Here is a 26,016-nt window from a genome sequence, read left to right as displayed (position 1 = left end):
ATGCACAGGGAAGAATCTGATGGAGGGGTTGGCCCAAGAGTCCGGCCCGTCCTTCTCTGCGTCGTCTGCGTTCTCTGGGGTTAGGGGTTTTTATGCTTTTCGCGTTTGACGATGCCCAATGCCGGTCCCTGGCCGAGGCCCACGGCACGCCCTGCTTTGCCTACTCCGGCGCGGTGGCGACGGAGCAGTTCACCGCCCTGCGTGCGGTGCTGCCGCCCCGGGTGCGCCTCGCCTATGCGGTGAAGGCGAACCCGCATCCGCGGCTGCTGGCGTGCTTCGCCGCCCTGGGTGCCAGCTTCGACTGTGCCTCCATCGGCGAGCTGGAGCGGGTGGAGGCCTTGAAGCTGCCCCCCGGCCGCACCTTCTTCGCCGGGCCCGGGAAGCGGGAAACCGAGCTGCTTCGCGCCCTGGTCATGGGCGTTCGGGTGCAGGCGGAAGGCTTCGAGGACCTCGCCCGGCTCGATGCGATGGCGGATCGCGAAGTAGCCGTGAACCTGCGGGTGCACCCGGCCTTCGACATCGATGAGGGCAACCGCATCATCGGCGGCAGTGGGCCATCGGCGTTCGGCGTGGACGAGGAGGAGGTCCCGGCCCTGCTTCAGAAGGCCGCAAAGCTCCGCCATGTCCGCATCCGGGGTCTGCATGTCTTCGCCGCCAGCAACCAGCGGGACGCGGCCAAGCTGCGGACCATCCACGGCGCCGTGCTGAGCCTGGCGAAGCGCCTGCACGAATCCCACGGCATGACCTTCGAGCAGATCGATCTCGGCGGCGGGCTGGGTGTGCCCTACGCGCCGGACGAAGCCCCGCTCGACCTGAGGACCTTTGGACAAGGATTGTCCGAAATTCTGATGGAACATCCCTGGTTCACGGGCGAGCTGATCCTCGAGCCGGGCCGCTTCCTGGCGGGCCCCTGCGGAATCTACCTGGCCCGCGTGGTGCGGATCAAGGAGAGCCGCGGCACCCGCTTCGCCATCCTGGAGGGCGGCATCAACCACTTGATCCGGCCCCTCCTTACCGGCCAGCCCTTCCCGGTGAGGGCCGTGGGCAAGGGGCGTGGGACCCAGCCTTACACGCTGGCCGGCCCCCTCTGCACCAGTCTCGACCGCCTGGGCGAAGTGCGCCTGCCAGAGCTGGCCCCGGGGGATCTGCTGGCCTTCGGCACCACCGGCGCCTACGGCTTGAATGAGGGGATGACCCACTTCCTGAGCCACCCCGTGCCGCCCGAAGTGTGGGTGGAGTAAGCCAAGAAACGGGCGTTGGGGTCTCTATCCGAGGAGCGGGAGCCATGCGGCCTGCTGGGCCTTGGGCAGGGTCTTCACGCGCTCTAGGAGCTTGAGGCGGGATTGCCAGCTCTTGTCGCCGGGGAAGAGGGCGCGGCCCCGGCGCAGGTCCTCGGCGGCCTCCTCCCACTTGGCCTGCCCGGCGTGGGCCGAGCAGAGCAGGAGCTGGAGGCGGGCGGCGCGGGCCCGCAGGTCCGCATCGTCGGGCTGGGCCCTCAGCAGGGCGTCGATGACCTTGGCGGCGGCCTCGAGGTCGCCGTTCTGCAGGTGCTTTTGGAACTCAGGGAGGCTGGCGCCCGTAACGCCGCCGGCCAGGCCGGCCCGGGCCTTTTCCAGCAGCTGGGGTCCGGCGGCTTCCGAGGGATGCTGGGTGACGAGGGTCTGGGCCCGCAGGTAGGCGCGGAGGGGATCCCGGTCGAGGGCGGCTTCCGCCTCCTCGCGGATGTCTGCGGGCGCCTCCGCCAGATCCGGCGCCTGGGCCTGCTGGAGCACCGGGGCCACGGCGGCGGTCCGGGCCGCCTTGACGGCCTCCTTCAACGCCTGGTCCTGACGGTAGCTGCGCAGGCCGACGATCCCCACGATCAGCACCAGCAGCCCGCCTCCGAGCAGGGCGAGCGTCTTGGGGCTCTTCAGCCAGGGCAGCCGGTCCGAGGCCCCCTGGAGGCGACCGGGCAGGGAGAGGCCCCCCCGCGGCGCCCGGGCGGCCTTGAGCAGGGAAGCGGGTGGCGCCACCGCGCCGGGGTCGGGAGGGGCGGAGAGGGGCTCCTCCTCGACCATGGTGATGGGGTGGGACGATAGGGCCTGGGGCTCGACGACGGGGCCCGGGGGCGGGAGCAGGGTCGGACTGGGGCCCTGGGCGCGGCCGGCGGGCTGGCGGCACCGCTGGAGACCCTCCAGAGCCCTCGGGTGGCCGGGTGACAGGCTGAGGGCCTGCTGATAGGTGAAGGCCGCTTCCTCGTGGCGCTGAAGGGACAGCAGGTGGTCGGCTTGGCGGAGCTTGAGGTCCAGGGCCTCGGCCTCCGCCACGGCGGCCCGGACCGTCGAGCCGGTTTGCGCTGCGGGGGTCAGGGCGTTCTGGGTCACCTCCTGCCGGGCCTGGCGCAGGTAGTCCTGGATCTCCTCGCGGTGAGGTTCGAGGACCAGGACCCGCTCCCACTTGGAGATGGCCTCCTCCGTGAGCCCCATGTCGTAGAGCTGGACGGCCTCGCGGAGGAGCCGGGCCACATCGTCATCCCCGAAGGCGATGGGCGAATCCGCCGGGGGAGGGGCCATGGGAGCCTGCAGCGGGGGGAGCCCCAACTCGCGGCGGGCGCCGTTCGCGTAGTTCCGGGCGAGGGCGTGGTCGGGGTCGAGGGCCAGGACCTGCTCCCACTTGTGGAGGGCATCCTCCAGCTGGCCCATGTCGTAGAGGGTGCAGCCCTCGATCACCAGGCGGTTGAGCTCCACGGGAGCCGAGGCCGGTTCGGGGACGGAGGCCGGGGCGAGGGTTGGGACGAAGGCCGGGAGGGGTGTGGGAGAAGGCGCTGGTGCAGGCGCCGGTGCAGACCTGGGTGGGGGGAGGGCCACGGGTTCCTGTGGGATCCTGTCTGCGGGCGGGCGAACGGGTTCCGGGGCGGCCACGGCTTCCGGCGGGGGTCCCTGCAGGGCCAGCAGCCGCTTCCGGACGGTCACCAGGCGTTCGCGGGCCTCGGTGTGGGTGGGCTGCTGCTTGAGGATGGCCTGCCAGATCTGGCCCGCTTTGACGATCTCGTCGCGGGCGAAGAGCTCGTCCGCTTGGCGGAGGTAGGGCGCATAGGGATCAGGCGGCAGGGCGTCGTTCGGCATGGAGGCTCAATTCAGCGGAAACTCGTCGATGTTGCGCACCAACAGCATGAAGGTGCTGTTTCCACAGGTGAACTCCTGCTGACTGGCGAGCTGGACGGGTTCCGAGATGCGTTCCCCGTTCACATGGGTGCCGTTGGTGGACTGCTGGTCCGTGATCCACACCGTGCCGTCGCCGTGGATCTCCAGGATCGCGTGGCAGCGCGAGGTCTCGGGATCCCGGGTGATGACATCGCCCTCTTCCCGGCCGATGACGACGCGGGGGCGGTCCAGCACCTGCACCGTGGAGGCCTGCGGGCCGCTGAGGAAGGCCAGGCTGAAGCGGTAGCCGGAGGGCAGCCCCGGCTTCTGGAGGCCGGCGGCCACCAGCATGGCTTCGCGATCCCGGCGGGCCGTGGTGCGGGCGGGGGGGATCGGGGTCTGCGGGGTGGGCTCAGCGCCCGGCTCAGGGAGCCGGTCGGGCCCTGGTTCGGAACCCACCTCGGGGACGGGCCCAGTGAAGGGATGGGTGAGCGTTTCCCCCACCGGCAGGGCCCCCATCGCCGGGTTCACCACCTCGAAGACATGGCTGCACTTCGGGCACTTGAAACGCTTCGTCCGGACGCCGCCGAAGCGACTGTCGTCATATTGGAAGCGGGCCTGGCAGGCCTGGCACACCACGATCATCGGACCCTCGAAAGCGCCTCTGAAGTGTAGCCCTACTTTTTCCGCGTGGCGAAGAAGCTGAAGTCGCTGCGCACGGGGATGCCCTCGGGGAGCTTGAAGCCCGTGACGGCGGCGGGCAGGGCCTGGTTGGTTCGCAGGGCCCCCAGCTCCACCAGCCAGGAGTCGCCGCTGCGCTCGATCCACTGGACTTGCCTCGGCAGCCAGGTCTCCTTGTCCACCCAGAGGTTCAGGGCCTGCATCCGCTTCCGCATGGATAGTGTCCGGGGCACCATGGCCAGGAACCAAGTTCCGGGCAGGTCCCGCGTCTCCTCGAGGCGGATCTGGAAATACTCAGAGAGGTAGCTGAGCTTCTGGCCCAGGCCGAGGAACTTGCGATCGGCGTTCCGAATCAGGCCGATCTTCATCAACTCGCCCTCCCCGGCACCGGGGCTATAGGAGACAAGGGCCTTGGGGGTGAGGTGCAGGATTAGGTCCTCTGGCGGCTGGAAGGCGAAATGGACGAAGTCCGAGCCCTGCAGGTAGAGGGTGCCCTTGGTGACCGAGGGGGTCTTCAGCAGGGCGCGGCGCAGGGTGAGCGTGAAGGGGCACTGGAGGGTCTGCACCTGGGCCTGGGCCGCATCGAAGCGCTCCACGGCCTCCCGCAGGGGGGGCGGGGCGGCCGGGGCCACCTGGGACAGGGCCAGGCAGAAGAGGAAGGACAGGCGTCGGATCATCAGGCATCCATCAGATGGCGGCGGAAGGGAGGGCGAGGGGTTCCCGCTGGTGGGCCAGGTGCAGGGCCGTGGCGGCGCCCCGCAGGGCCTCCTCGGCGGCGAAGCGGGCCAGGTTGGGGTGGTTGTTCGATTCGCTCAGGTGCGCCAGCACCACCTGCTTCAGCCGGGGCGACAGGACCCGGGTCAGCAGCTCGGCCATGGCGGCGTTGCTGAGGTGTCCCACCCGGCTGAGGATGCGGGCCTTGAGCTGGGGCGGATAGCTGCCCTCCCGCAGCATCTCCACATCGTGGTTGGCCTCCAGCACCAGGAGGTCCAGCTCCTGGAGGTGGTCCGCCACCAGGGCTGTGGGGTGCCCCAGGTCCGTGACCACCGCCGCCGCCATGCCTCCGGCCTCCACGCGGTAGGCCACGGGGTCCTCGGCGTCATGGGGCAGGGCGAAGGGGAGCACCCGCCAGCCGTCCCAGTCGCAGGGGTGCCCGGCCTCCACCTCGATCCAGCGCGAGGCGGGGATCTCGAGACCCTGCGCCCGCTGCACGGCGGTCCGGGTGGCGGCGGTGGCCAGGATGGACCAGTCGGTGCGACGCAGGATCACCCCCACGGCTCCGATGTGGTCCGAGTGCTCGTGGGTGAGCGCCACGGCGCGCACCAGGCCGGGATCCCAGGCCAGGGCGCCCAGGCGCTGGCGGATCTGGAGCAGGGAGATGCCCGCATCGATGAGCAGGGTCCGGCTCCCGTCCGACAGGGCATGGCAGTTCCCCTTGGAACCGGAGGCGAGAGCTGCATAGTGCATGGATCAGGATACCTCCTACACTAGCGCCATGAACGCGACCCTCCGACCCTCCACGCCCGCCGACCTGGAGATCCATGTGGCCCATCGCCTGGCCATGTTCCGGACCATGAAAGTGGGCACGGATGAGGGCCTCTCGCGCATGGCCGAGGCCTTCCGCCCCCAGCTCCGCACCTGGCTCCACACGGGCCAGTGCCGCGGATTCATCGTGGAGGAGGACGGCCGCGCCGTGGCCAGCGTCCTCCTGCTGATGCGGGACGCGATCCCCACCCCTGTGACGCCGCTGTCCGTGCGGGGCTACCTCTTCAACATCTACACGGAGCCCACCCACCGCCGCCGGGGCCTGGCGGCGCGCCTGACGGACGCGGTGCTGGACCTGGCGCGGGAGCTGGGTCTGGAGATCCTCGAAGTGCACGCCAGCCTGGAGGCCGAGGGGCTGTACCAGCGCCTGGGCTTCATGCCCACGAGCGAGATGCGCCTGGTGATGAGTGCCGGGATCAAGACCCCGAAGCAGTGGAAGCACCGGCACCAGCCCTGATTCCCCGCCAGCGCCACAGCCCGGTGATGGCCGCCGTGCAGACGAGGCCGCAGATCAGGCTGGCCTCCAGCCCGAAGGCGCCGCCGGTGAGCCAGTCGGGACGCCCAAGAAAGGCCGGGGTCCACCAGCCCTGGTTGGTCGTGCCGCTCACGCCGAACCCGAGCAGGTTGCCTTGCGTCCAGTTCCAGCCCAGGTGCACGCCGATGGGCAGGGCCAGGCTGCCCGTGCGGCGCCAGCAGAAGGCCAGCAGCAGGGCCGCCAGGGCGATGTTCAGCGTGGCCCAGGCCTTGGTGGCCCCGGCCATGCCGGGGTTGCCCCAATGGCCCAAGGCGAAGAAGGCGGCGAAGGCCAACTGGGCCAGGGGGAAGCCCAGGCCCCGCACCGCCCGCTGGAAGGGGTAGCCGCGGAAGAGGATCTCTTCGAAGCAGGCCACGGCGAGGTACAGCCAGGCCCCCTTCAGGAGGTCGGCGGGGCCGATGCCGGCGGTCCGGACCCAGTGCACGCCGCCGGCCCCCCAGACGATGGCTGCCGTGATCACCATCAGGCCGAACCCGCCCAGGGAACCCAGGGCGAGGTCTCGGACGAAGCGCCGGTCGAGGCGCAGGCCCAGGGAGGTCAGGGGCGCGTCTTCGATCCGCAGGCAGATCCAGGACACGCCCAGCACCGACAGGGTGCCGATCCACTGCCCCGGAATCAGCGTCTTCCAGCGGCCCGGAAGCAGAAGATGAAGGCCGCCCGTGAGGAGGCTGAACAGCAGCATGAGGGCGAAAAACCCCAGGATCTTCCAGCCGTTGCGGACGGCGCCATGGTCGTCGACGAAGGCTCGGTGCATGGGAATCCCTTTACGGAGTGGGTCTCGAGTCAGCTCGGGGTCGGCTCAGAGTTGGGGCGGCGCCTAGCGGTAGGTTTCCGTGGAGCGCATGTCCCACTCCACCTCGAAGGTCACCCGAAGGGCGGGACCGACCTTGGGATCCGCCCCCACCACCCGGGCCGTGAGCGTATTGGTGCCGCGCCACCGGCTGGGGTTCTGGGCGTCCTGCCGCATGTCCCACATCTGTTCCTGGCGGCCCGCATCGCCCGTCGGGCCGCCCTGGGTATCCCGGTAGCCGACGAGGTAGAGCCGGGCCGCGTTGAGGAATCCCGAGACCGGGGGTTGGGTGCCGCTCTCGACCCAGTGGGCGGCGGCGCCCACCTGGAGGAGATCGACTGTCGAGTCGGGCCGGTCCACCCAGTCCTTCGACCAGGATTCAGCCTCTTTGACGATGGCCTTGTGGCTGCCCGAGATGCCCGTGACCCGGACCCGCCACTTGGAGATCCGGTGGCTCTGGACGGACAGGGGCCCCGCGGGGGCGCCGGGATGTCCGGTCTCGACGGCCTTGAGCAGCGACTCGTAGTCGAACATGGTCAGGGTGTTTTCGGCCGCGGCGTGGAGGCCCTCCAGCTTCCCCCCCGAGGCGACCAGGGCCTGGCCATGCTTCTTCATGCCGGCCCAGTCGCCGAGGTGGGCGGCCACGAAGAAGCAGTGGGCCAGCTCGCGCATGTTCGGGGAAGGCTGGGCGGACACGGCCGCGTAGGCGGTCCGCATCCGGTCGAGATCGAGCAGCCGCCAGGCCAGCTCCAGCCGCAGGCCGTCCCGGGCGCGGGCCTGGCCGGCGCCGACGGTCTCGAGCAGCGTCCAGGCCTTCAGGAGATCGGCCTGCGTGCGGGCGGCCTGCAGGTAGGTCTGCTCCTTGCCGTGCCGAAAACCGCGAATGAGGTTGGTGGCCCAGAGCCACGAGGCGGCCGCGAACCGGGCCTGCTCGGTGGCCTTGGCCGGGTTCAGGGTCAGGGCGGCCAGGCGGATGGGGCTGGCGTCCTCCAGGTCCTTCTTCCCCGCAGGATCCTCCCGTTCGAGCCGGGCCATGGATTCCGTGAAGATCCGTTCATCCTGGGCGACGAGACTCAGGGTGGAGAAGGCGAGGAGGGCAGCGCGCAATGAGGCTCCTACAGGGGGATGTTCCCGTGCTTCTTGGGGGGCATGCTGTCGCGCTTGGTCTCGAGGAAGGCCAGGGCCTTGACCAGCTTCTGGCGGGTTTCGCGGGGGAGGATCACCTCGTCCACGAAGCCGAATTCCGCGGCGATGTAGGGATTGGCGAACTTCTCGTTGTACTCGGCCACGAGCTCCGCCTTGCGGGCGGCCGGATCGGGCGCGATGGCGATGGACTTGCCGTGCAGGACATTCATGGCGCCCTCGGCCCCCATGACGGCGATCTCCGCCGTGGGATAGGCGAAGTTGAAGTCCGTTCGGATGTGCTTGCTGGCCATCACGCAGTAGGCTCCGCCGTAGGCCTTGCGGGTGATGACGGTGATCTTGGGGACCGTGGCCTCGCAGTAGGCGAAGAGCAGCTTGGCGCCGTGGCGGATGATGCCGCCGTGCTCCTGCGTCACGCCCGGCAGGAAGCCCGGTACATCCTCGAAGGTGATCAGCGGGATGTTGAAGGCGTCGCAGAAGCGCACGAAGCGGGCGCCCTTTTCGCTCGACGCGATGTCCAGCACGCCCGCGTAGAAGGCGGGTTGGTTGGCCACGATGCCGATGCTGCGGCCGTCGATGCGGGCGAAGCCCACGACCAGGTTCGGCGCGAAGGCCTCGTGTACCTCGAAGAAGTGCGCGTCGTCCACCACGCCGCGGATGATGTCGCGGATGTCATAGGGCTTGCTGGGATCGTCCGGCACCACCTTGTCGAGCTCGGGATTCTCCAGAGGCATGGGGTTCTTGGGCGCGCGTCGGGGTGCCTCGCCGAGGTTGTTGCTGGGGAGGAAGGAGAGCAGCTCACGGGTGTGGGCCAGGGCCGCGAGGTCGCTGGCGCAGACGAAGTGGGCCACGCCGCTCTTGGCCGCGTGGGTGTGCGCGCCGCCCAGTTCCTCCTTTGTGACTTCTTCGTGGGTGACGGTCTTGATGACATCGGGCCCTGTCACGAACATGTAGCTCGTGCCCTTCACCATGGTGATGAAGTCCGTGATGGCCGGGCTGTAGACCGCGCCGCCCGCGCAGGGGCCCATGATGAGGCTGATCTGGGGGATGACGCCGCTGGCGAGGGTGTTGCGCAGGAAGATGTCGGCATAGCCGCCGAGGCTCACCACGCCCTCCTGGATGCGGGCGCCCCCGCTGTCGTTGAGGCCGATGACCGGGCAGCCCACCTTCATGGCCAGGTCCATCACCTTGCAGATCTTCTTGGCGTAGGCCTCGCTGAGCGATCCGCCGAAGACCGTGAAGTCTTGGGCGAAGACCGCCACGGGGCGGCCGTCCACGCGGCCGAAGCCGGTCACCACGCCATCGCCTGGGATCTTCTCCACGCCCCAGGCCCGGTGGACCATGAGGGCATCCATCTCCTCGAAGGAGCCCTCGTCGAGGAAGGCCGCCACCCGCTCCCGGGCCGTGAGCTTGCCGCCCTCATGCTGCTTCTGGACCCGCGCCTCGCCCCCGCCGGCCAGGGCCTGGGCATGCTTGGCTTTGAGGATCTCGATCTTCTTTTCGAGGGACATGGAGACTCCGGGGTACCGACGAAGGCGACTGACCAGGGGGGATCAGTCGCCAGTTTAGCCGACCCCGGAGACCCGGCGCGGAAGTCTGGGGTCGTTGCCGTTCGCCGGCCGGAGGCCTACTTGAGGGCGCGGACCGCCACGAAGGAGGCGAATTTGTCTGCCCACTTCACCAGCTTGTCCTGGATGTTGCTCATGGCCGTGCCGCTGATGGCGCGGTGGTGGACTGCCAGGAGGAGCTCCCCGGTCTTCGGGTCCAGCACCTTCAGGTCCCAGGTGGCGGTCTCGCTGCCGGCACCCAGGCCGATGAGCCATTTGGCCGCCTTGCTGCCCGCATTGGCGTCCACGAAGCGGCCCGTGAGCACCAGGTCGCCTTCGGTGCGGCTCACCTTGGCCCGGCCGTTGAAGGCGCCCGTCAGGGCTCCCCGCAGCATGCCCGGAAAGCTGTCCGTCAACTCGGTGGCCTTGGCGTTGTCCTTCCCGTCCCGGCCCTTGCGGAGCATGGCGGGATCCTCCCAGGGCCGCATGTGGAGGGAGCGCCCCGTGAGGTCGAGTCCGGGCTTGATCCAGAAGAAGTCCACATCATCGCCCTTGGTGAAGGCGATGCCCTCGCCGAACCAGGAGGGATCGAGCAGGCCATCGTCCTGCAGGGGTGCCTTCGGGACCGCCGCTTTGGGCGTCGGGGTGGTCGAGGTCGCCAGTGGCGCGGGGGCGACCACGGGAGCCGCAACTGGGGCGGTGGGCTCGGGAGCCGGAGGGAGCGGCGCCTGGGCGCACAGGCACAAGGCAGGGCCCATCAACACGATGAGGAAACGGGGCATGGGGACTCCAGGGATTTGGAAGCCCCCATGCTAGCGCAGAACATGGCTAGCGCAGAGCGGGCCGTGGCCTAGCGGAGGGGCCTCGGCTGGGTCATGGCCTCGAGGCTGAAGGCCTCATCGAGCTCCGCCGGGGTGAGGTAGCCCTTGCGCAGGATCAGCTCCCGCACGGGCAGCCCGGTCTCCAGGGCCTCCTTCGCGACCTCGGTGGCGCGCTTGTAGCCGATGGCGGGCATCACGGCGGTGACGATGCCGATGCTGTGCTCCACGAGGTCGAGGCAACGCTCCCGGTTGGCGGTGATGCCCACGATGCACTTGGTGGTGAGGACATTCACCGCGGCCGTGAGGTTGCGCATGCTGGTGGCCAGGCTGTAGGCCAGGATGGGCTCCATCACATTCAGCTGGAGCTGGCCAGCCTCGGCGGCGAGGGTGATGGTGAGGTCGTTACCGATGACCTGGAAAGCCACCTGGTTCACCACCTCGGGGATCACAGGGTTCACCTTGCCGGGCATGATGCTGCTGCCGGGCTGCATGGGGGGGAGGTTGATCTCGCCGAAGCCGCAGCGGGGACCGCTGCTGAGCAGGCGCAGGTCGTTGCAGAGCTTGCTGAGCTTCACCGCGGCGCGCTTCACGACACCGGAGAACATGACGAAGGCGCCGGTATCGGGCGTGGCCTCGACGAGGTTCTCCGCCAGGACGATGTCCAGACCCGTCACCTTGCACAACTCCTCGACCACGAGCTGCGGATAGCGGGGATCGGCGCAGATGCCCGTGCCGATGGCCGTGCCGCCCATGTTCACCTCGAGGAAGAAGCGGGCGGTCTCCTGCAGGCGCTGGATGTCCTCCCCCGTGGTGACGGCGTAGGCCTCGAACTCCTGGCCCAGGGTCATGGGCACGGCGTCCTGCAGCTGGGTGCGGCCCATCTTGATCACATCGGAGAACTCGCGGCCCTTGGCGTGCAGGGCCGCCTTGAGGCGGTTCATGGCCTCGAGCAGGTTCTTCAGCATGAAGATGGTGCTGAGACGCAGGGCCGTGGGATAGACATCGTTCGTACTCTGCCCGAGGTTCACATGGTCGTTGGGGTGGCAGAAGGCGTACTCGCCGCGCGCGTGGCCCAGCAGCTCCAGCGCCCGGTTGGCGATCACCTCGTTGGCATTCATGTTGGTGGAGGTGCCGGCGCCGCCCTGCACCATGTCGGTGGGGAAGTGGCCGTGCCAGTGGCCGTCGATGATCTCCTGGCAGGCCCGGTCGATGGCCTCCGCGATGGGTGCGTCCAGCAGGCCGAGCTTGGCGTTGGCCCGGGCGGCGCCCTGCTTGACCATGGCCAGGGCGCGGATCATGGCCGGGAAGTGGCTGGTGGGCACGCCCGTGATGGGGAAGTTGTGCACGGCGCGCAGGGTCTGCACGCCGAAGAGGGCGTCCTCGGGCACCTCCAGGGGGCCGATGAGGTCGGTCTCGCGGCGGGTGCGGCCGCTGGCGTAGGCCTGCTCGCGGCCGGTGCGGGGCGTGGCCGAGTAGAGCAGCCGCTGGTGCAGGACATTGGCAACCTTGCTGAGCACGGCGATGGCCGCGGCGCCATCCTGGCCCAGGCTGCCGAGCACGGCCTCGCGGTCCAGGTCCAGCAGCACAGCGGGCGTGAGCGTCTGGCCGGTGGCGGTGTGCATGCTGACGGCGAGGAAGGACTGTTCGCCCGCCACATCCCCGGGGCCGAGGATCACCACGGGCTCGGCGCCTTCGCCGTTGTCGCGGGAGATCTCCACGCGGCCCTCGGCGATGACCGTGGCGCCCATGCGGGCCTCGCCCTGGCGGAAGAGGCAGGTGCCGGCTGGCACTTCCCGGCGGCGCGCGGCCTTGGCAATCAGGCTCAGGTCCGCGTCGGACAGCCCGGAAAAGATTTCGCAGCGGCGAAGGACAGATGTGATCGCATCCATGTGAAGGCCTCCGGCCCGGTCCCGGGCCTTCGGCCATGGTATCGGGCCCTTTTTACGATTCGGTCACGAATCCGCCGGATGTCTTACCGTTCCGCCGGATCTTTCGTGATGGCGTCCTCGCGGAGCTTTTCGCCGCCCACCACATGGAAGTGGAGGTGGAAGACGCTCTGGCTGGCGTCCTTTCCGGCGTTGGAGATGACGCGGAAACCCTCGTCCAGGATCCCCTGGTCCCGGGCCACCTTCACGCAGGCGCTGAGCAGGGCCGCGCGGGTCTCCACGGGCAGCTCGTCCAGCTCCTTGAGGCTGGCCACATGCTGCTTGGGGATGACCAGCAGGTGCACTTTGGCGCGGGGCCGGATGTCCCAGAAGGCCAGGACATACTTGTCTTCGTAAACCTTCCGCGAGGGGGCCGTCCCCGCCACGATCTTGCAGAAGACGCAGGCCGCCGGGGCTGGCGCTGGGGTTGGAGTTGGTGCCGGTGCGGCGGGTTTCGGCGTCTCCGCCACCGGCGCCTGGCAGGCCGTCAGGGCCAGGGCCGCGAGGAGGGCGAGGGCTCGGCGCATCAGCGGCCGCTCTTCGCCCAATCGGCCAGGAAGCCCTCCACGCCCTTGTCCGTGAGGGGGTGCTTCAGCATCTGGTCGAAGACCTTGGTGGGGATGGTGGCCACATGGGCGCCGGCCAGGGCCGCGTCCGTGACATGGCGGGGCTGGCGGATGCTGGCGGCCAGGCACTGGGTGGCGAAGCCGTAGTTCTCGAAGATGGCCACGATCTCGCGGATCAGCTCCATGCCGTCCAGGTTGATGTCGTCCAGCCGGCCCACGAAGGGCGACACATAGGTGGCGCCGGCCTTGGCGGCCATGAGGGCCTGGGTGGCGCTGAAGCAAAGGGTCACATTGGTGTGGATGCCCTCGGCCGTGAGCGCCTTGCAGGCCTTCAGGCCCTCGGCGATCAGCGGCAGCTTGACCACCACATTCTTGTGGATCTTGGCGAGGCGGCGGCCCTCCTCGATCATGGCGGGGGCCTCCAGGCCGATCACCTCGGCGCTGATGGGGCCGTCCACGATGCCGCAGATCTCGGCGATGATCGCCTCGAAGGGCTTGCCCGTCTCCTTGGCGATGAGGCTGGGGTTGGTGGTCACCCCGTCCAGCACGCCCAGGGCGTTGATGCGCTTGATCTCGTCGATGTTGGCGGTGTCGATGAAAAACTTCATGGGTCACTCCCGGCCCTGCTCATGCTGGACCCTTCCATTCTCCCAGGGCCCGCGGGAAGCTGGAAGCCCGGAGTCTGTCATGAATCATTCCGAGATCAAGGTGCTGGACAAAGGCTTCGTCCGCCTCATCGACCACATGGGATCGGACCTGTCCGTGGTGAACGCGGCGCGGGTGTCCTTCGGGAAGAAGAAGGAGGCCTTCGAAGCGGGTGACGCCAAGCTGATCGACTACCTGGCGGAGCACGAGCACACCTCGCCCTTCCGCCACACGGCGCTGACGCTGCATGTGAAGGCGCCCATCTTCGTCTTCCGCCAGTGGATGAAGCACCGCATCGGCTCCGAGTTCAACGAGATCAGCGGCCGGTATGTGGAGTTCCCTGAGGATGAATTCTTCGTGCCCGCGGTCTTCCGGCGCCAGGCCAAGGTGAACAAGCAGGGCAGCGAGGGCGAGATCGACGGGGCCGACGGCGCCCGGGCCCTGGCAAGCTACCTGGAGAGCTGCCGCGGCGCCGTGGCGCATTACAAAGAATTACTCTCCCTGGGCGTCTGCCGGGAGCAGGCCCGCTGCGTGCTGCCCGTGGCGCTCTACTCGGAGGTCTACTGGACCGTGAGCCTCCAGGCCGTGGCGCACTTCATCCGCCTGCGGGCCGACAGCCACGCCCAGTGGGAGATCCAGCAGTACGCGGCCGCCGTTCGGTCGGTGGTGGAACCCCTCTATCCGGTGGGCCTGAAGGCCCTGCTGGCCTCAGGGAAGGGATGAACGCGCCGCCTCTCAACCCCGCCCTGTTCCATCTGGACAGGGAACACCTCTGGGTCATGCACTGCTCGGAGGGGCCGGTGCCCCGTGCGGGGGTGATCGCCGTCCAGGCCTTCCTGCAGAAGGAGCTGCGGCCCTGGGAAGTCCGCTGGGTGGAGGATTTCCAGGGAATTCCAGCGGCGCTGCGGACCGAGGCCGCAACCCTCCTGGGCGGCCGTGCCGACGACATCAGCCTGCATCCCAGCACCTCCTCGGGCCTGGTGGCCGTGGCCCAGGGCTTCCCCTGGCAGCCTGGCGACGAGGTTCTGGCCCCCTTAGGCGAATTTCCGTCCAATGCCTGGCCCTGGCTGGCCCTGAAGGCGAGGGGTGTGGGCTTCCGCGAGGTGCCCCTCTGGGAGGGCCACCGGGCCGGCCGCGAGGCCTGGACGAGTCTGCCGCCCACGGTTGGGGCGGACCCCGAGGCGCGGCTCATCGCCGCCCTGGGCCCGCGCACCCGCATTCTGGCGCTTTCCTGGGTGCGCTTCCAGGATGGCCTCAAGCTGGACCTGCAGCGCCTGGGCAAGGCCTGTCGCGAGCGCGGCGTGCATCTCGTGGTGGATGGCATCCAGGCGGCGGGCACGGTGCCGGTGGACCTGGAGGGCCTCTCGGCCTTCGCGACCAGCGGTCACAAGGGTCTTCTGGCGCCCCAGGGCATGGGTTTCCTGTGGACTGAAGCGCATTTTAGACAGTCACTGTCGCCTTCGGGCACCTGGCTGTCGGTGGAGGATGCCACGGACTTCTCCCGCCCCTCCACGGACTTCGACCGGGATTGGCTGCCGGACGGCCGCGCCCTCGAGCCCGGTGGGCCGAACCTGCTCCAGGCCACGGCCCTGCTGGAGTCTCTGCGCCTGATCAACGGCGCGGGCGTGGCGACCATTGCGGGTCATGCCGCCCACCTCCAGAGCCGCCTCTTGGAAGCCCTGATGGATTCGCCCTGGGCGGAGGAGGCGATTCGACTCCGAAACCTGCTGGCGGCGGGACGACTGGGATCGTTCCTGGCCTTCCACCACGGGGGTGGGGATGGAGACGCGGGCGCAGATCATCTCCAGGCCCTGCTGCAGGCCGGCTACCGGAGGGGCATCTTCGCCTCGGTGCGCGAGGGTTACCTGCGCGTGGCTTTCCACGGCTTCCACACCGAAGAGGATGCGGATCGCCTGGCCGCCTGGCTTACCGGAACAGCCAGCTGACCTTGGCCTGGACCACATCGTCCGAGGGCAGGTGCCGCAGGACGGCGAGGTCGGGCCGGGGCGAGAGGGTGGCGCGGTCGTTGATGAGGGCGTCCGTACTCGCACCGTGGGTGTAGACCAGGAAGAAGGCTGATCCGGGGCGGAACTCCCAGCGCGTGATGAGATTCAGGTTCCAGGTGCGGTAGCTGAAGGCGGTTTGGGGCGTGGTGCCGGCGGGCTGGTCGTCCGGGAGCCCCGGGGCCAGCGTCTGGTCGTCGGCGTAGTGTTTCAGGTCCCGATGGTTCCAGTTGGCGGTCAGCCACTGGCTGAACACCTGGACCGTGAGGTTGGGGGTGAAGGCGTAGGCCACCCGCAGGGTCTGGTTGAGCTGGCTGAGGCGCCGGAGGCCCACGATGGGTGTGGCGGCGGGCGTCTCCAGCCACTTCAGTTCACCCTCGTCGCGGGTGACGGAGGTGGAGATCTGGACCTCCACCGAGGAGGCCGGCTTGAGGATCTGGAAGAGCGTGGCGTCCGTGGAGGGGCCGCCCTCCTGCCAGGAGCGGCTGGTCGTGAGCCGGAGGTACCAGGGACGGTTGCCCGGGGTGTCGATGCCGAGGTTCGCCCAGGGGAGGCTGGGTCGCTCCAGGTACTTCTTCCGGGGGTCGGCGTAGGTGCGCAGCTCCCGGTCGTCCTCGGCGGCCAGGTCCACGCCGCCGCCGCCCCATAGGGAGACGAAGTTCGTGAAGTCGGTGCGGGCCCAGGTGTTGAGGCTGCGGAGGAAGGCGTGGCCCGCCTGGTCCCGGGCGGCGGTGTAGCCGAGTCCCCACTCTCGGCTCCGCAGCACGCCGAAGGTCTGGTCCCAGCGGCGGGCCACCTCGGCGTACACCTTCTGCTCATCGGAGCGGTTCAGGTAGCCGATGTCGTTGGGGTTGTAGTTCCGTCCGGCGTTGATGGCCTGGAGTTCCATGCTCCACCCGCTGCGCCACTCCTGGTGGGCGCGCAGCCGGCCGCGCCAGCCCTGCTCCTGGGCATCTCTGGGCCCGGCCTGGCTCCGAACGAAGGTGGCCTCCAGGAGACCGCTTCGATCCAGCGTGGTGTACACGCCATCCAAGGCCTGGACCTGGGCGATGCGTCCCTCCGGTCCCGCCTGCCGCATCTCTGAGACGAACCCGCCGAGGTAGCTGCCGCGGGTGTCCATCAGCTGCTGAACGCGCATCACGCCGAAGTTGGTGAGGGGCGAGATCTCGCGGCGGAACCGTCCCCCGCCGGCGTCCTGGATCGTGGCGCGGGCCGGCTCCACGCTGGCGCCCAGCAGGCCCACATTGGTGCCCGTGGCGTACTTGGCGGTGTACTTTGCCGCGGCGGTGATGTCGGTGGCGTTAGGGCGGTCCTGCAGGGACTCGCCGGGGTTCAGGTCAGGATCGGACAGTCCATGTCCAATGCGGCGGCTGTAGAAGAGGTCGGGTCCCGCCACGCGGAAGATATCCATGCCCTCAAGGAAGAAGGGCCGCTTCTCCGGGAAGAAGGTCTCCACAGTGCTCAGGTTCAGCACGGTCTGGTCCACCTCCACCTGGCCGAAGTCGGGCCTCACGGACAGATCCACCTGGGCATGAGAGTTGAGGCCCCAGCGGGCGTCCAGGCCCACGCGCGACTCTCCGCGCCGGTCGTCGTAGCTGCGGCTCGTCTCGAACTTCCGCGAGAGTCCGAGGTACGGCATGTATTCCCGGCGGGGCTGGGGATGGAGGCCCTCCAGACCTGTGAGCTCGGGAAAGCGGCTCACGAAGCCGTTCTCGCCCCGGGGCACCACCTGCCAGCGGCTGGATTCCCGCACGGTGCCCTGATCCACGCGGCTGAAGTTGACGCCCCAGGTCTGAGGGCCGCCATCGCCCTTGAAGCGCAGCAGGGAGAGAGGGATCTTCAGCTCGGCACTCCAGCCCTTCGCGTCCACGCTCACCGCGCTTTCCCAGACGCCATCCCAGCTGGGATCGAAGGAACTGTCGTTGTAGATGACCTGGTCCTTCTGCACCCCCGCCGCATTCACCTCGAAGACGAGGGCGGTGCGGCGGTCGTGGTTGGAGTCCAGGGCCACGCCGAACCAGTCGCCCATGCTGTCCTGGTCCCGGCGATGGAGGCGGCGAACCACGCGGGCCGAGCCGCCCTCCAGGGCCTGGTTGTGATCCATGCGGGCGCCCACATAGAGGTAGTGGTCGTCGTAGAGCACCCGCACCTCGGTGCGCTGCCGCGCGGGCTGGCCGCGGAGGGGCCACTCCTGGGTGAAGCCCGACGCTGCAGGCACCCGCCGCCAGATGGATTCATCCAGGCGCCCGTCCAGGTGGATGGGCTCGGTCGTGCGCAGCGCCTGGAGGCCCGTGGCGGGGCCCGGGGAGGCCACGGCCAGCCCGCCAAGGAGAAGAAGCACGAGCGGGACGAGTGGGCGCATGGGTCTCCAAGGGCGCGAAGCGGAGCGCTCCGGCATCCTCGATCATGGTGCCACACCTTGCGAGGTATCATGAATGACCGAACCCCCGCGCGGCTTCCGGCACTTCATTGATAATGGGTTTCAAGGAGTCGACATGCGCATGCTGTACGCCGCCCTGCTGTCCTTTCCGCTGCTGGCGGGGGGCGGGGGCACCGTGGCCTTCAAGCAGACGGCCTTTCTGGCCGAAGTGGCCGCCACGGAGCCGGAGAAGGCCAAGGGGCTGATGTACCGGCAGAGCCTGGCCAAGGACCGCTGCATGTTCTTCGTCTACGGTGAGGACGGCAGTCACGCCATCTGGATGAAGAACTGCCTCATCGCCCTGGATGTGGCGTGGGTGGATGCCGAGGGCCGGGTGGTGGAGACCGCCGAGCATGTGCCGCCCTGCAGTCCCATGCGCGGCGACGACTGCCCCACCTACGGCGGCAATGTGCCCGCCCGCCATTTCATCGAGTTCGCCGCGGGAACGCTGAAGCGCCTTGGCCTGAGGAAGGGCGACCGCCTGGGCTGGGACCTGGTGCTGGATGACGGCCGCAGCCTCCGGGGCGGCGCGCCGGTACCCAAGGCGAAAAAGAAGTAGCGAACGCCTACTCGCCGCCCTTGGCGGCCTCCCGTCCCTTGCGGGGCGGGCGGGTGAGGGTGCGCAAGGATTCAGGCGCCGGGGGCAGCTCCGCCAGGTCCAGGGGGCTCAGGCGGTCGGCCAGCAGCTTCCAGGCCCGGGCCTGGCGGGGCAGGCGTTCGGCCTGGATGACCTCGAAGCCCTGGGCGTAGCTCACAAAGGGCGGCATCACCAGGGCGAAACCCGTGTAGAGGAAGGCGGGCAGGCGCATCCAGTCCGGTTCGCCCGCCGGCCCGGGGCCCGGCACGGCGAAGAGCGGGTGGACGCCGCCGTTGATCCAGAAGCCCTGGGAGGCATCGTGGCGGGGATAGACGAAGATGCGGCGGCGGTGCATGAGGGTGAAGGGGCCCACCCGGTGCTGCTCCACGGGCTGGATGCCGGTGCCCTCCAGGGCGGGGCCGCTGCTGCGCTCGGGATGGCCCACGATCTGGACCACCTGGCGGCCTCCGCCCTTGAGCTTGCGGAAGATCGTGCGGAGTTCCTCGGCCTCGTCGCCTTCCACTGCGCCCTGGGCGGGCTTGAGGTCCCCGAGGAGGGCGATCTGGGCCGGATCGTGGTCGTCGATGAGGCTGAAGAGCCGCTCCCAGATCTCCAGGTGGGGCGTGGCGGGCAGGGGGTCCGGGCGGCGGCGGCGGGCCGCGCCCAGGCCGAAGAAGAGGTCTGAGATCACCAGCGTCTTCTGCCGGGGCAGCCAGACGGCGCGCCGGCTATCGAGTACCACATCATCGCTGAGCTGGACCTGCACGAAGGCCTCCCGCCTTCCATTGGAACACACGGAAGGTCAGAATCCCGGGAGGGGGACAGGTGCAGCACGGCCAGGGCCACTACCTGAAGCTGGATTGGGAAGGCGAGGCCCGGCGGATCCTGATCCACGATCCGCCCGGGGCCGAGGGCCGGGATCTGCCCCTGGTGCTGGCCCTGCATGGCACGGGCGGCACCGGTCGCCTCATGGCCCTGCTCTCGGGCCTGAGCCGCCTGGCGGACGAGCGGGGCTTCCGGGTGGCCTATCCCCAGGCCCTGGGCGAAGCCGGCACGGAGGATCCGGCCCGGGGGGCGGCCTGGAATGCGGGGCCCGGGCTGGGACACCCTCTGCATCCCGAGGTGGATGATGTGGCGTTCCTGGGCGCCGTTGTGGACCGGGTGGGCCGCCACGCGCCCGTGGACGCCCGGCGTCTCTTCGTGGCGGGCTTTTCCAATGGGGCGCGCATGGCTTACCGGATGGCCCTCTCCGCCCCCTGGGTCGCCGCCATCGCGGCCGTGGCCGGGGCGCCGGTCTGGGGCCAGGCCCCGGCGCGTCCCGTGCCCACCCTGGCCTTCCACGGCACCGATGATCGGCACATTCCCTACCTCGGTGGGGTGGGCCCCCAGGGGCGGCGGCTCCCGGCCCAGCCGGCCCCGGAGGCTCTGGCCCGCTGGGCGGCGCTCATGGGCTGCGGGGCGGGGCCGGTGAGGGAGGGACTGGAGCCCCACCACCTGGACCTGTGGTCCGGTGGCGACTGCGAAGTGGGCCTCTGGACCGTGAGGGGTATGGGCCATGCCTGGCCGGGGGGGCGGGCCTACGCCCCCGGAGCGGACCGACCGGTCACCGACCTCTCGGCCGCCCACCTGATCTGGGCCTTCTTTGAGGCCCATGCCCCGGGGGCTCCATGACCTTCGCACCCGGCCACCTTCTGGCGGGCCTTGGCACGGGCCTCTGCGGCGGCCTGTTGTCGGGCCTCTTCGGCGTGGGGGGCGGCATCGTGATGGTGCCGCTGCTGGGCCTCGTCCTGCATCTGGACCAGCACCGGGCCCAGGGCGCCACCCTGGCCGCCATGTTGCTGCCCACGGGTCTGCCGGCAGTGCTGCAGTACCGCAGCCGGGGCATCCACACCAGCCTGCGTCTGGTGGGCGTGCTGGTGCTGGCCTTCCTCTTCGGCATCTACGGGGGTTCCCTGGTGGCCAACCGCATTCCCTCGGAGCCGCTGCGGTGGGGGTATGCGGCCTTTCTGGTGCTGCTGGCCTTCAAGACCTTCTTCCGCCACGAACCCGCTCCGGTGGATCGCACCCTGGAACCCCTCGACCTGTCCACGGGCCTGTGGAGCGCGGGCGTGCCCATCGGCCTCCTGGCCGGCGTGGTGTCCGGGCTCACAGGGCTGGGCGGGGCCGTGGTGGTGATTCCGCTGCTGGCCTCGCGGTTCCGCATGACCCAGCACGAGGCCCAGCTCACCAGCCTGGTGATGCTGCTGCCGCCCATCGGCCTGCCCGGCGTCTATGTCTACGCCAAGGCCCAGGGTGGTCTCCCCTGGGGCGTGATCGCCGGCGTGGCCGTGGGCTTCGCCGTGGGGGCCCTGGGGGGCGCCCGGGTGGCCACCCGCATCCAGGGCGTGAAGCTGAAGCAGACCTATGCCGTGATCGTGCTGCTGATGGCCCTGCTGGTGGCGTTCCGGGGACGCTAGCTCAGAGGAAGCCGAGCCGCGGGTAGCTGGTGCCGAGGAGCCCGTCGGTGGTGGTGGTCGCCTGGCCCAGCCAGCGGTCCAGCACCGTCGCGTAGAGGCTGCGGAAATCGGTGGTGAACTTCATGTTCCCGTTGGCATCGAGGTTCGAGAGGTCGGGGTAGGCGCCGTAGAGGCCGCCCTTCACGGCCTTGCCCACACAGAAGGAGAGGCCGGCCGTGCCGTGGTCCGTGCCGCCGTTGTTCTCCTGGACCCGCCGTCCGAATTCGCTGTAGGCGAGGACCATCACCCGGTCCTGGGCATTGCCGGAAGGAGTGGTGATGCTGGCGAGGTCGTCGTAGAAGGCCTTGATGGAGCCACCCAGGGTGCGCTGGAGGTTCGGGTGGTCCACGGCCTGGTTGCTGTGCGTGTCCCAGCCTCCCAGGCGGGAGAAATAGACCTGGGCCGGCAGCCCGGCCGCGATCATCTGCGCGATGAGCTTGAATTGGCCGCTGAGGCTGCCCGAAAGCGCGGCGCCGTTGAGCCGGGTGACGGGGTAGGCCGCATCGCCGGGGTAGGGCACGGAAGGCGTGCGGGCCGTGAGGGACCCCCCCGCGCCGAAGGCGGCGTTGTTCTGGGCGTCGAAGAAGAGCTTTCCGGCCTGGGCCGCGGCCAGGGTGGCGGCGTCCGGGGAGGAAGCGTTGAGCGCCGCGCCCCAGCCCGCTTCCAGGGTGGCGGCATCCGGCACCGTGCTCCCGCTCAGGAGGTAGGCGGGGAACACATAGCCCCCGGCACCGGTGATGGAGACGAAGCTTCGGGTGCCGCCCTTCAGCATCACGGGCAGGTCCGAGGTCACCGTGAGCCCCCGGAGCACATCGCCCGTGGGGTTGAAGGCCGCATCCGCGAACCGGCCCAGCCAGCCCGTTCCCGCGGGCACGGTGGCGCCCTGGCCCCAGAGGTCAATGGAGGTGAAATGGGAGAGATTGGGATTCGGCATGCCGATGCCGGGAATCCAGGCCACCCGCCCCAGGGTGTGCAGCTGATCCAGGCCCGTGAGGTCCTTGTTGAGGGCGGCGCCGCTGCCGAGGTCCGTGAGCAGGGCCGGGTCGGTGATGCCCAGGGTCGCCCGCTTCGCCTGGTACACGCCGAGGTTGGCCCCGGTGTTGGGTGGCATGACATTCAGCCAGTCATAGCCGCCGTCGATGTTCACGACGACGAGGATGGGCGCCGCCGGGATGGGGGCGGGCGGCTGGCCGGAGGTGCCTCCGCCCCCGCTGCCCTTTCCCCCGCCTCCGCAGGCGCTGAGACCGGCCAGCGCGGCCCCGGTGGCGCCGAGGGTCTGAATGAACTCGCGTCGCGTGGTCATGGCGCCCCCGTCAATAGAGCTGGCCCGAGGGCGAGCAGAGGATGAGGAAGGCCAGCTCCCGTGCCTTCGTCTGTGAAGCTGCGTCCCAAGTGAAGGCCGTGGGCCACAGCGCCGACAGCCAGGCGGCGGAGACCGGGGCGGGGATGGGACCCGGTTGCAGCAACGCCAGGAGACGGTCGAGGACGCCCTGGGCGCTGGTGGGGGCCGTGGGGAACCAACCCGTGGCGACGGTCGTGGGGAACAGCGGGTACGAGGTGCCGTTGGAGCTTCGGGCTTCGCCCAGGGTCAGGGCGGCCGCCAGCTTGGTCCGGTAGCGCATGGTGTTGCTGTTGAGCCAGGCGGCATGCTCCTTCCAGCCGTTGGGACCGCTGGGATCCAGGAGCTTCATGCCGGCTTGGTCGAGGGTGGTCGCGTTGTTGGTGAGGAGGCGCCAGGCCGGGAAGGCCTTCGGGGCCTGGGCACCACCGACGGCCAGAGAGGGGCAGAGGGCTCGGGCCCCCCGCACGAGCCACGAGATGGGGCCTTCGATGAGCGCGTGCTGGTTGGCCGGGTCGAAGAAGTACCGGGATTTGAGGAGGGTTTTCATCACGGTGCGGAGATCGAAGTTCGCCGTCTGGATCATGGCGGCCACATCGTTGAGGTCCTGCGCCGAGTAGGCCGGAGTGATGAAGTGGAGGATCAGCCGCTTGGCCAGGAACTGCGCGCAGTTGGCGCCCCTGGCGGAAAGGATGCTGCGCAGGGCGTTCTCGCCCTTGGCCCAGCCGTTGGTCGTGGTGGTGATGTCGAGGGTCTGGCCGAAGAGGCTGATGGTGCCCGTGCCGTGCATGGAATAGGAGGTGGCTCGGGCCGTTCCACTCCAGAGACGCGTATCCGGAGTGATGGCCGAGCCGTCGTAGACCTTGAAGCGGCCGTCCGCCACGACCTTTTGGGTGGGGTTGGCGGGGTTCGCGGGGTAGTCGCCCTCGGCGAAGGTGAAGCTCCAACCGCTGAGGGCCCGGGCCAGCTGCGTGATGTCGGTCTGGTTGTAGCCGTTGTCCGCGCCCAGGCTGTAGAGCTCCAGAACTTCCCGGGCATAGTTCTCATTGGGGATGTTCGACCCCGAGGCGTTATTGAGCACGGAGTCCAGCCAGATGCCCATGGCCGGATCTTTGCTGACGGCGACGAGCAGGTCGTCGAACCGGGCCAGGCCTTGGCTGCGGAACAGCTGGATCTGCTTGAGCATCAGGGCCGCGTTGTTGACCTTGTGGAAGCCCGTGGCGAAGAGGTTGTGCCAAAAGAGCGCCATGCGCTCCTGGAAGGCGTAGGGATTGAACTGCATGCGCCAGAGGCAGAGGGCCTGGGCGGTGTTGAGGCTGTTCCGCCAGGCATCCGGCCCTTCGACGAGAAAGGCATGGGGAGCGGGCACGGCCGGCACATCCACACTGCCGGCAGTCGAGGTGTTGGCGGCCACGAGGGGTTCGGCCACCACATCGGCGGTGCCCAGGGCAGCGTTGAAGGCCGCGGGATCGTAGGCGGCGCCGGAACCATCGATCCAGGCATCAATGGCGGCCCCGGGAGCTTGAAGCTGAAGGAGAGCGGTCTCCTCGGGGCTCAGACCGAAGCCCGCGCGCCGGGCGAAGTGCTGCACATCCGCGAGGGTCCAGCTGGAAACAGGGGTGAGGTCGGCCATGGGATCCTAGTTGTTGGGGGCCCCGGCGCTGATCCAGGCCGAGAGCGTGTCCACGGTGGGCTGACAGAGGTTGGGCGCCCCCTGGGGCATGCGAGTGCCATATCCGGATCCCCCCGGCTGGTCCTTGGTGACCTTCTCCAGGATCCAGGAGTGGGCGGGATCGCCAGGTTTCACGCGGAGCCAGCCTGCGGGAGCGCTGGCGGGAACGACATTGACCAGCTGCGCGTAGACCTCGGCCGCGGTGCCGGAAAAGGTCGCGTGGCCCGTGGGGGAGGCGCCGCCGTGGCAGCTGGTGGCGGCCGCCCCGCAGCTGCTCTGTAGGGCCGGAACCAGGTCGCCCGCGAAGGAGGGGTTGGGCTTGGCCACGGAAATGGGGCAGGTGGCGGGCGGGGGGGCCGGCGCCGCGACCACCGGGGTGCCTCCGCCACCTCCCCCGCCGCAGGCGGCCAGCAGGGCGAGGGCGACCAGGGGGAAGGTCTGGCGCATGGGGCTCCGGGAAGGTGTGGATCCAGGATGGACGGGCCCGGAGCACGGTCAAGGTCCAAACAGGTAATTTTCCCTAGACCGAAGGGTGGACGGAGACGGAATTCATGGATGGAAGGGCCTTGCGCTATCCTCGATTCGGAGGTTGCCGTGCCCCTGGATACCCAGACTCCCCTCTATGTGGGGGAGCGCCTGCGAGACCTGATCCTGTGCTACGCCGGGCCCTGGGCCTTCCTGCCCTACATGCGCAACCGGGAGGACTCCGAGTTGCTCTGGCATGCGCGACAGGGCGTCATCCTGGCCTTCACGGAATGCGCCGTGACCCTGGCCATGGTCATCATGGGGCTGTTTCCCATCTTCGGGCCGGTCTCGGTGCGCTTCTTCCTACCCCTCTGGCTGCTCTGGTGCCTGGGCATGTCCGTCACGAGCATCCTGCAGGCCACCAAGGGCAAGAAGCACCGCATCCCCGTGATCCACCAGTTCGTGGATTACCTGTAACGGTCCGGGGTTCCCCTCGCGGCGCGTGCGCTGCGGGGATCTCACGGTGCGCTGCGCGCCTCCATGTGACGCAACGCCCTGCGTTGCGCTCACTCGCCTGTGGCTCGTGGACCTGGAGCCTCCCCCCGGGACGCCCGCGCAGAATCGTGGGCAAGCCACGCTCCTGCTTTTCCCGCCTCTTAGCTGGGACGGCGCGCGTTGAGGATCAGCATGGCGTCGCCGTAGCTGAAGAACCGGTAGCGCTCACGCACGGCCTCGGCGTAGGCGGCCCGGGCCAGGTCGACGCCCAGCAGGGCCGACACCAGCACAAACAGGGTGCTCTCCGGCAGGTGGAAGTTGGTCAGCAGGTGGTCCGCGGTGCGGAGCCGATGGCCCGGCGTGATGAAGAGGCGGGTGGCGCCCTCTCGCGTGAGCCGCACGCCGTCCCAGGCCCCTTCAAGGGTGCGCAGCGAAGTGGTGCCCACGCAGAGGACGGGGCGGGAGTGGTCGCGCAGCACGGGTTCGAGGATGGCCGCCGTGGAGGCGGGAACCTCGAAGCGCTCCTCGTGCATGGCGTGATCCTCCAGGCGCTCGGCGGTCATGGGGCGGAAGGTGCCGAGACCCACATGGAGCCTCACCGGATGCCAGCCGCAGCCCCTGGTCTGGAGCTCGGCGATGAGCTCCGGGGTGAAGTGCAGGCCCGCCGTGGGGGCGGCCACCGCCTCGCCCTCCCGGGCGGCGAACACGGTCTGGTAGCGGGTCTCGTCCTCGTCGGCGGCCAGGTGCTCGATGTAGGGCGGGAGGGGCAGGCGGCCGATGCGGTCGATCTCGTCCCAGTCCAGGTCGTGGTCCGCATGGACCCGCACGGCGCGCAGGCCCTCCGGCAGGGTGTCGAGGATCTCGATCCGGGCCAGCGCCGCGCCGGAGATCGGGTCCACCACGGTGGCCGAGGCGCCGGGTTTCAGACGGGCTCCTGGTTTCACCATGGCCTCGAACCGACCCTGCCCCAGGCTGCGGAGCAGCAGGGCCTCGCCCGCGCCCCCGCCCGAGCGCTTCAGGAAGAGCCGCGCATGGCGGACCCTTACATCGTTCGGTACGCACAGGCTGTGCGGGGGCACGAGTTCGGGCAGGTCGCGGATGGTGCGGTGGGACCAGCTACCGGTCTGTGCGTCCACCACCAGCAGGCGGGCGCCATCCCGGTCCAGCGCAGGGTGCTGCGCGATGAGGTCCGGCGGCAGGTCGAAGTGGAAGTCGGAGCGCTTCATCGGAA

At 69.4% G+C, this 26,016-nt stretch carries 25 protein-coding genes; 8 read left to right on the top strand and 17 right to left on the bottom strand.

The genetic code is table 11. The annotated features are described in order from the left end of the window. The first annotated feature begins 92 nt into the window (after positions 1-92). Positions 93-1,241 carry a hypothetical protein gene (locus QZ647_RS14630; protein ID WP_291272866.1) on the top strand — a complete coding sequence of 383 codons (1,149 nt, stop codon included), beginning with the start codon at positions 93-95 and terminating at the stop codon, positions 1,239-1,241. Between the two features lie 24 nt (positions 1,242-1,265). Here the strand turns inward: QZ647_RS14630 and QZ647_RS14625 are convergent, their stop codons facing one another. Genes QZ647_RS14625 through QZ647_RS14610 form a run of 4 tightly spaced genes read right to left on the bottom strand, consistent with a single transcriptional unit; the run spans position 1,266 to position 5,270 of the window. Beyond that, positions 1,266-3,104, bottom strand: coding sequence for a tetratricopeptide repeat protein (locus QZ647_RS14625; RefSeq protein WP_291272865.1), 1,839 nt, complete (start codon positions 3,102-3,104; stop codon positions 1,266-1,268). A 6-nt stretch (positions 3,105-3,110) separates the two neighbouring features. Further along, positions 3,111-3,767, bottom strand: a complete 657-nt coding sequence (locus QZ647_RS14620; RefSeq protein WP_291272864.1) for an FHA domain-containing protein — start codon at positions 3,765-3,767, stop codon at positions 3,111-3,113. Between the two features lie 32 nt (positions 3,768-3,799). Further along, positions 3,800-4,480 (bottom strand): outer membrane lipoprotein carrier protein LolA, encoded by a 681-nt coding sequence (locus tag QZ647_RS14615; protein WP_291272863.1) that lies wholly within the window; start codon positions 4,478-4,480, stop codon positions 3,800-3,802. A gap of 10 nt (positions 4,481-4,490) precedes the next feature. Then, positions 4,491-5,270 carry an MBL fold metallo-hydrolase gene (locus QZ647_RS14610; protein WP_291272862.1) on the bottom strand — a complete coding sequence of 260 codons (780 nt, stop codon included), beginning with the start codon at positions 5,268-5,270 and terminating at the stop codon, positions 4,491-4,493. On the opposite strand from QZ647_RS14610, the gene QZ647_RS14605 reads away from it, so the two are divergent. Continuing rightward, on the top strand, positions 5,269-5,805 hold the full coding sequence (locus QZ647_RS14605; protein WP_291272861.1) for a GNAT family N-acetyltransferase: 537 nt from the start codon (positions 5,269-5,271) through the stop codon (positions 5,803-5,805). The genes QZ647_RS14610 and QZ647_RS14605 overlap by 2 nt on opposite strands. On the opposite strand, the gene QZ647_RS14600 is transcribed toward QZ647_RS14605, so the two are convergent. The 7 genes from QZ647_RS14600 to fsa all read right to left on the bottom strand — a co-directional run bounded on the left by QZ647_RS14600 (position 5,765) and on the right by fsa (position 13,283). Continuing rightward, complete coding sequence (locus tag QZ647_RS14600; RefSeq protein ID WP_291272860.1) at positions 5,765-6,637, bottom strand: CPBP family glutamic-type intramembrane protease; 873 nt, start codon at positions 6,635-6,637, stop codon at positions 5,765-5,767. The genes QZ647_RS14605 and QZ647_RS14600 overlap by 41 nt on opposite strands. 63 nt (positions 6,638-6,700) lie before the next feature. Beyond that, on the bottom strand, positions 6,701-7,780 hold the full coding sequence (locus tag QZ647_RS14595; protein WP_291272859.1) for a hypothetical protein: 1,080 nt from the start codon (positions 7,778-7,780) through the stop codon (positions 6,701-6,703). A gap of 8 nt (positions 7,781-7,788) precedes the next feature. Then, the gene (locus QZ647_RS14590; RefSeq protein WP_291272858.1) at positions 7,789-9,327 is read right to left on the bottom strand and encodes an acyl-CoA carboxylase subunit beta; all 1,539 of its coding nucleotides are present in this window, start codon (positions 9,325-9,327) and stop codon (positions 7,789-7,791) included. 116 nt (positions 9,328-9,443) lie between these two features. Continuing rightward, on the bottom strand, positions 9,444-10,145 hold the full coding sequence (locus tag QZ647_RS14585) for a DUF4410 domain-containing protein (RefSeq protein ID WP_291272857.1): 702 nt from the start codon (positions 10,143-10,145) through the stop codon (positions 9,444-9,446). 68 nt (positions 10,146-10,213) lie between these two features. Next, the gene (locus QZ647_RS14580; protein WP_291272856.1) at positions 10,214-12,073 is read right to left on the bottom strand and encodes an aspartate ammonia-lyase; all 1,860 of its coding nucleotides are present in this window, start codon (positions 12,071-12,073) and stop codon (positions 10,214-10,216) included. Between the two features lie 83 nt (positions 12,074-12,156). After that, complete coding sequence (locus tag QZ647_RS14575; protein ID WP_366526196.1) at positions 12,157-12,579, bottom strand: histidine triad nucleotide-binding protein; 423 nt, start codon at positions 12,577-12,579, stop codon at positions 12,157-12,159. A gap of 56 nt (positions 12,580-12,635) precedes the next feature. Further along, a complete protein-coding gene (gene fsa, locus QZ647_RS14570) occupies positions 12,636-13,283 on the bottom strand; it encodes a fructose-6-phosphate aldolase (protein ID WP_291272854.1) in 648 nt (215 codons plus the stop codon). Positions 13,284-13,362: 79 nt separating this feature from the next. On the opposite strand from fsa, the gene thyX reads away from it, so the two are divergent. After that, positions 13,363-14,043, top strand: coding sequence for an FAD-dependent thymidylate synthase (gene thyX / locus QZ647_RS14565; RefSeq protein WP_291272853.1), 681 nt, complete (start codon positions 13,363-13,365; stop codon positions 14,041-14,043). Continuing rightward, positions 14,040-15,266 carry an aminotransferase class V-fold PLP-dependent enzyme gene (locus QZ647_RS14560; protein ID WP_291272852.1) on the top strand — a complete coding sequence of 409 codons (1,227 nt, stop codon included), beginning with the start codon at positions 14,040-14,042 and terminating at the stop codon, positions 15,264-15,266. The genes thyX and QZ647_RS14560 overlap by 4 nt, the downstream gene beginning before the upstream one ends. On the opposite strand, the gene QZ647_RS14555 is transcribed toward QZ647_RS14560, so the two are convergent. After that, on the bottom strand, positions 15,247-17,685 hold the full coding sequence (locus QZ647_RS14555; protein WP_291272851.1) for a DUF5916 domain-containing protein: 2,439 nt from the start codon (positions 17,683-17,685) through the stop codon (positions 15,247-15,249). The genes QZ647_RS14560 and QZ647_RS14555 overlap by 20 nt on opposite strands. 133 nt (positions 17,686-17,818) lie before the next feature. Here QZ647_RS14555 and QZ647_RS14550 point away from each other — a divergent pair, with 133 nt between their 5' ends. After that, positions 17,819-18,301 (top strand): DUF192 domain-containing protein, encoded by a 483-nt coding sequence (locus tag QZ647_RS14550; protein WP_291272850.1) that lies wholly within the window; start codon positions 17,819-17,821, stop codon positions 18,299-18,301. A gap of 7 nt (positions 18,302-18,308) precedes the next feature. Here the strand turns inward: QZ647_RS14550 and QZ647_RS14545 are convergent, their stop codons facing one another. Next, the gene (locus tag QZ647_RS14545; RefSeq protein ID WP_291272849.1) at positions 18,309-19,085 is read right to left on the bottom strand and encodes a hypothetical protein; all 777 of its coding nucleotides are present in this window, start codon (positions 19,083-19,085) and stop codon (positions 18,309-18,311) included. 59 nt (positions 19,086-19,144) lie between these two features. On the opposite strand from QZ647_RS14545, the gene QZ647_RS14540 reads away from it, so the two are divergent. Together QZ647_RS14540 and QZ647_RS14535 are read left to right on the top strand one after the other, a co-directional pair. Beyond that, positions 19,145-19,990 carry a PHB depolymerase family esterase gene (locus QZ647_RS14540; RefSeq protein WP_291272848.1) on the top strand — a complete coding sequence of 282 codons (846 nt, stop codon included), beginning with the start codon at positions 19,145-19,147 and terminating at the stop codon, positions 19,988-19,990. After that, positions 19,987-20,775: a sulfite exporter TauE/SafE family protein gene (locus tag QZ647_RS14535; protein ID WP_291272847.1), complete on the top strand. Its 789-nt coding sequence runs from the start codon at positions 19,987-19,989 to the stop codon at positions 20,773-20,775. The genes QZ647_RS14540 and QZ647_RS14535 overlap by 4 nt, the downstream gene beginning before the upstream one ends. A 1-nt stretch (position 20,776) precedes the next feature. Here QZ647_RS14535 and QZ647_RS14530 read toward each other — a convergent pair whose 3' ends face one another. From QZ647_RS14530 to QZ647_RS14520, 3 genes are read right to left on the bottom strand one after another with little or no spacing between them, the layout of a single operon-like run. After that, a complete protein-coding gene (locus QZ647_RS14530; RefSeq protein ID WP_291272846.1) occupies positions 20,777-22,117 on the bottom strand; it encodes a DUF1501 domain-containing protein in 1,341 nt (446 codons plus the stop codon). 10 nt (positions 22,118-22,127) lie between these two features. Then, positions 22,128-23,786: a DUF1800 family protein gene (locus QZ647_RS14525; RefSeq protein WP_291272845.1), complete on the bottom strand. Its 1,659-nt coding sequence runs from the start codon at positions 23,784-23,786 to the stop codon at positions 22,128-22,130. A 6-nt stretch (positions 23,787-23,792) separates the two neighbouring features. Beyond that, positions 23,793-24,272, bottom strand: coding sequence for a hypothetical protein (locus QZ647_RS14520; protein ID WP_291272844.1), 480 nt, complete (start codon positions 24,270-24,272; stop codon positions 23,793-23,795). Between the two features lie 147 nt (positions 24,273-24,419). Here QZ647_RS14520 and QZ647_RS14515 point away from each other — a divergent pair, with 147 nt between their 5' ends. Continuing rightward, positions 24,420-24,767, top strand: coding sequence for a hypothetical protein (locus QZ647_RS14515; protein ID WP_291272843.1), 348 nt, complete (start codon positions 24,420-24,422; stop codon positions 24,765-24,767). Between the two features lie 179 nt (positions 24,768-24,946). On the opposite strand, the gene queA is transcribed toward QZ647_RS14515, so the two are convergent. Further along, positions 24,947-26,011, bottom strand: coding sequence for a tRNA preQ1(34) S-adenosylmethionine ribosyltransferase-isomerase QueA (gene queA / locus QZ647_RS14510; protein WP_291272842.1), 1,065 nt, complete (start codon positions 26,009-26,011; stop codon positions 24,947-24,949). Between the last annotated feature and the right edge of the window lie 5 nt (positions 26,012-26,016).

This window comes from Geothrix sp., assembly GCF_020622065.1.
Taxonomy (GTDB): domain Bacteria; phylum Acidobacteriota; class Holophagae; order Holophagales; family Holophagaceae; genus Geothrix.
Note: the sequence above shows the minus strand (reverse complement) of the source record. Positions and strands in the feature narration are given on the sequence as shown.

Excerpts from the sequence above, each read along its gene's own strand:
- thyX (WP_291272853.1), top strand. The coding sequence starts at position 13,363 with ATGAATCATTCCGAGATCAAGGTGCTGGACAAAGGCTTCGTCCGCCTC.
- fsa (WP_291272854.1), bottom strand. The coding sequence starts at position 13,283 with ATGAAGTTTTTCATCGACACCGCCAACATCGACGAGATCAAGCGCATC.
- QZ647_RS14550 (WP_291272850.1), top strand. The coding sequence starts at position 17,819 with ATGCGCATGCTGTACGCCGCCCTGCTGTCCTTTCCGCTGCTGGCGGGG.
- QZ647_RS14590 (WP_291272858.1), bottom strand. The coding sequence starts at position 9,327 with ATGTCCCTCGAAAAGAAGATCGAGATCCTCAAAGCCAAGCATGCCCAG.
- QZ647_RS14620 (WP_291272864.1), bottom strand. The coding sequence starts at position 3,767 with ATGATCGTGGTGTGCCAGGCCTGCCAGGCCCGCTTCCAATATGACGAC.
- QZ647_RS14625 (WP_291272865.1), bottom strand. The coding sequence starts at position 3,104 with ATGCCGAACGACGCCCTGCCGCCTGATCCCTATGCGCCCTACCTCCGC.
- QZ647_RS14605 (WP_291272861.1), top strand. The coding sequence starts at position 5,269 with ATGGATCAGGATACCTCCTACACTAGCGCCATGAACGCGACCCTCCGA.
- QZ647_RS14555 (WP_291272851.1), bottom strand. The coding sequence starts at position 17,685 with ATGCGCCCACTCGTCCCGCTCGTGCTTCTTCTCCTTGGCGGGCTGGCC.
- QZ647_RS14580 (WP_291272856.1), bottom strand. The coding sequence starts at position 12,073 with ATGGATGCGATCACATCTGTCCTTCGCCGCTGCGAAATCTTTTCCGGG.
- QZ647_RS14520 (WP_291272844.1), bottom strand. The coding sequence starts at position 24,272 with ATGCGCCAGACCTTCCCCCTGGTCGCCCTCGCCCTGCTGGCCGCCTGC.
- QZ647_RS14585 (WP_291272857.1), bottom strand. The coding sequence starts at position 10,145 with ATGCCCCGTTTCCTCATCGTGTTGATGGGCCCTGCCTTGTGCCTGTGC.
- QZ647_RS14535 (WP_291272847.1), top strand. The coding sequence starts at position 19,987 with ATGACCTTCGCACCCGGCCACCTTCTGGCGGGCCTTGGCACGGGCCTC.
- QZ647_RS14630 (WP_291272866.1), top strand. The coding sequence starts at position 93 with ATGCTTTTCGCGTTTGACGATGCCCAATGCCGGTCCCTGGCCGAGGCC.
- QZ647_RS14530 (WP_291272846.1), bottom strand. The coding sequence starts at position 22,117 with ATGACCACGCGACGCGAGTTCATTCAGACCCTCGGCGCCACCGGGGCC.
- queA (WP_291272842.1), bottom strand. The coding sequence starts at position 26,011 with ATGAAGCGCTCCGACTTCCACTTCGACCTGCCGCCGGACCTCATCGCG.
- QZ647_RS14525 (WP_291272845.1), bottom strand. The coding sequence starts at position 23,786 with ATGGCCGACCTCACCCCTGTTTCCAGCTGGACCCTCGCGGATGTGCAG.
- QZ647_RS14600 (WP_291272860.1), bottom strand. The coding sequence starts at position 6,637 with ATGCACCGAGCCTTCGTCGACGACCATGGCGCCGTCCGCAACGGCTGG.
- QZ647_RS14560 (WP_291272852.1), top strand. The coding sequence starts at position 14,040 with ATGAACGCGCCGCCTCTCAACCCCGCCCTGTTCCATCTGGACAGGGAA.
- QZ647_RS14615 (WP_291272863.1), bottom strand. The coding sequence starts at position 4,480 with ATGATCCGACGCCTGTCCTTCCTCTTCTGCCTGGCCCTGTCCCAGGTG.
- QZ647_RS14610 (WP_291272862.1), bottom strand. The coding sequence starts at position 5,270 with ATGCACTATGCAGCTCTCGCCTCCGGTTCCAAGGGGAACTGCCATGCC.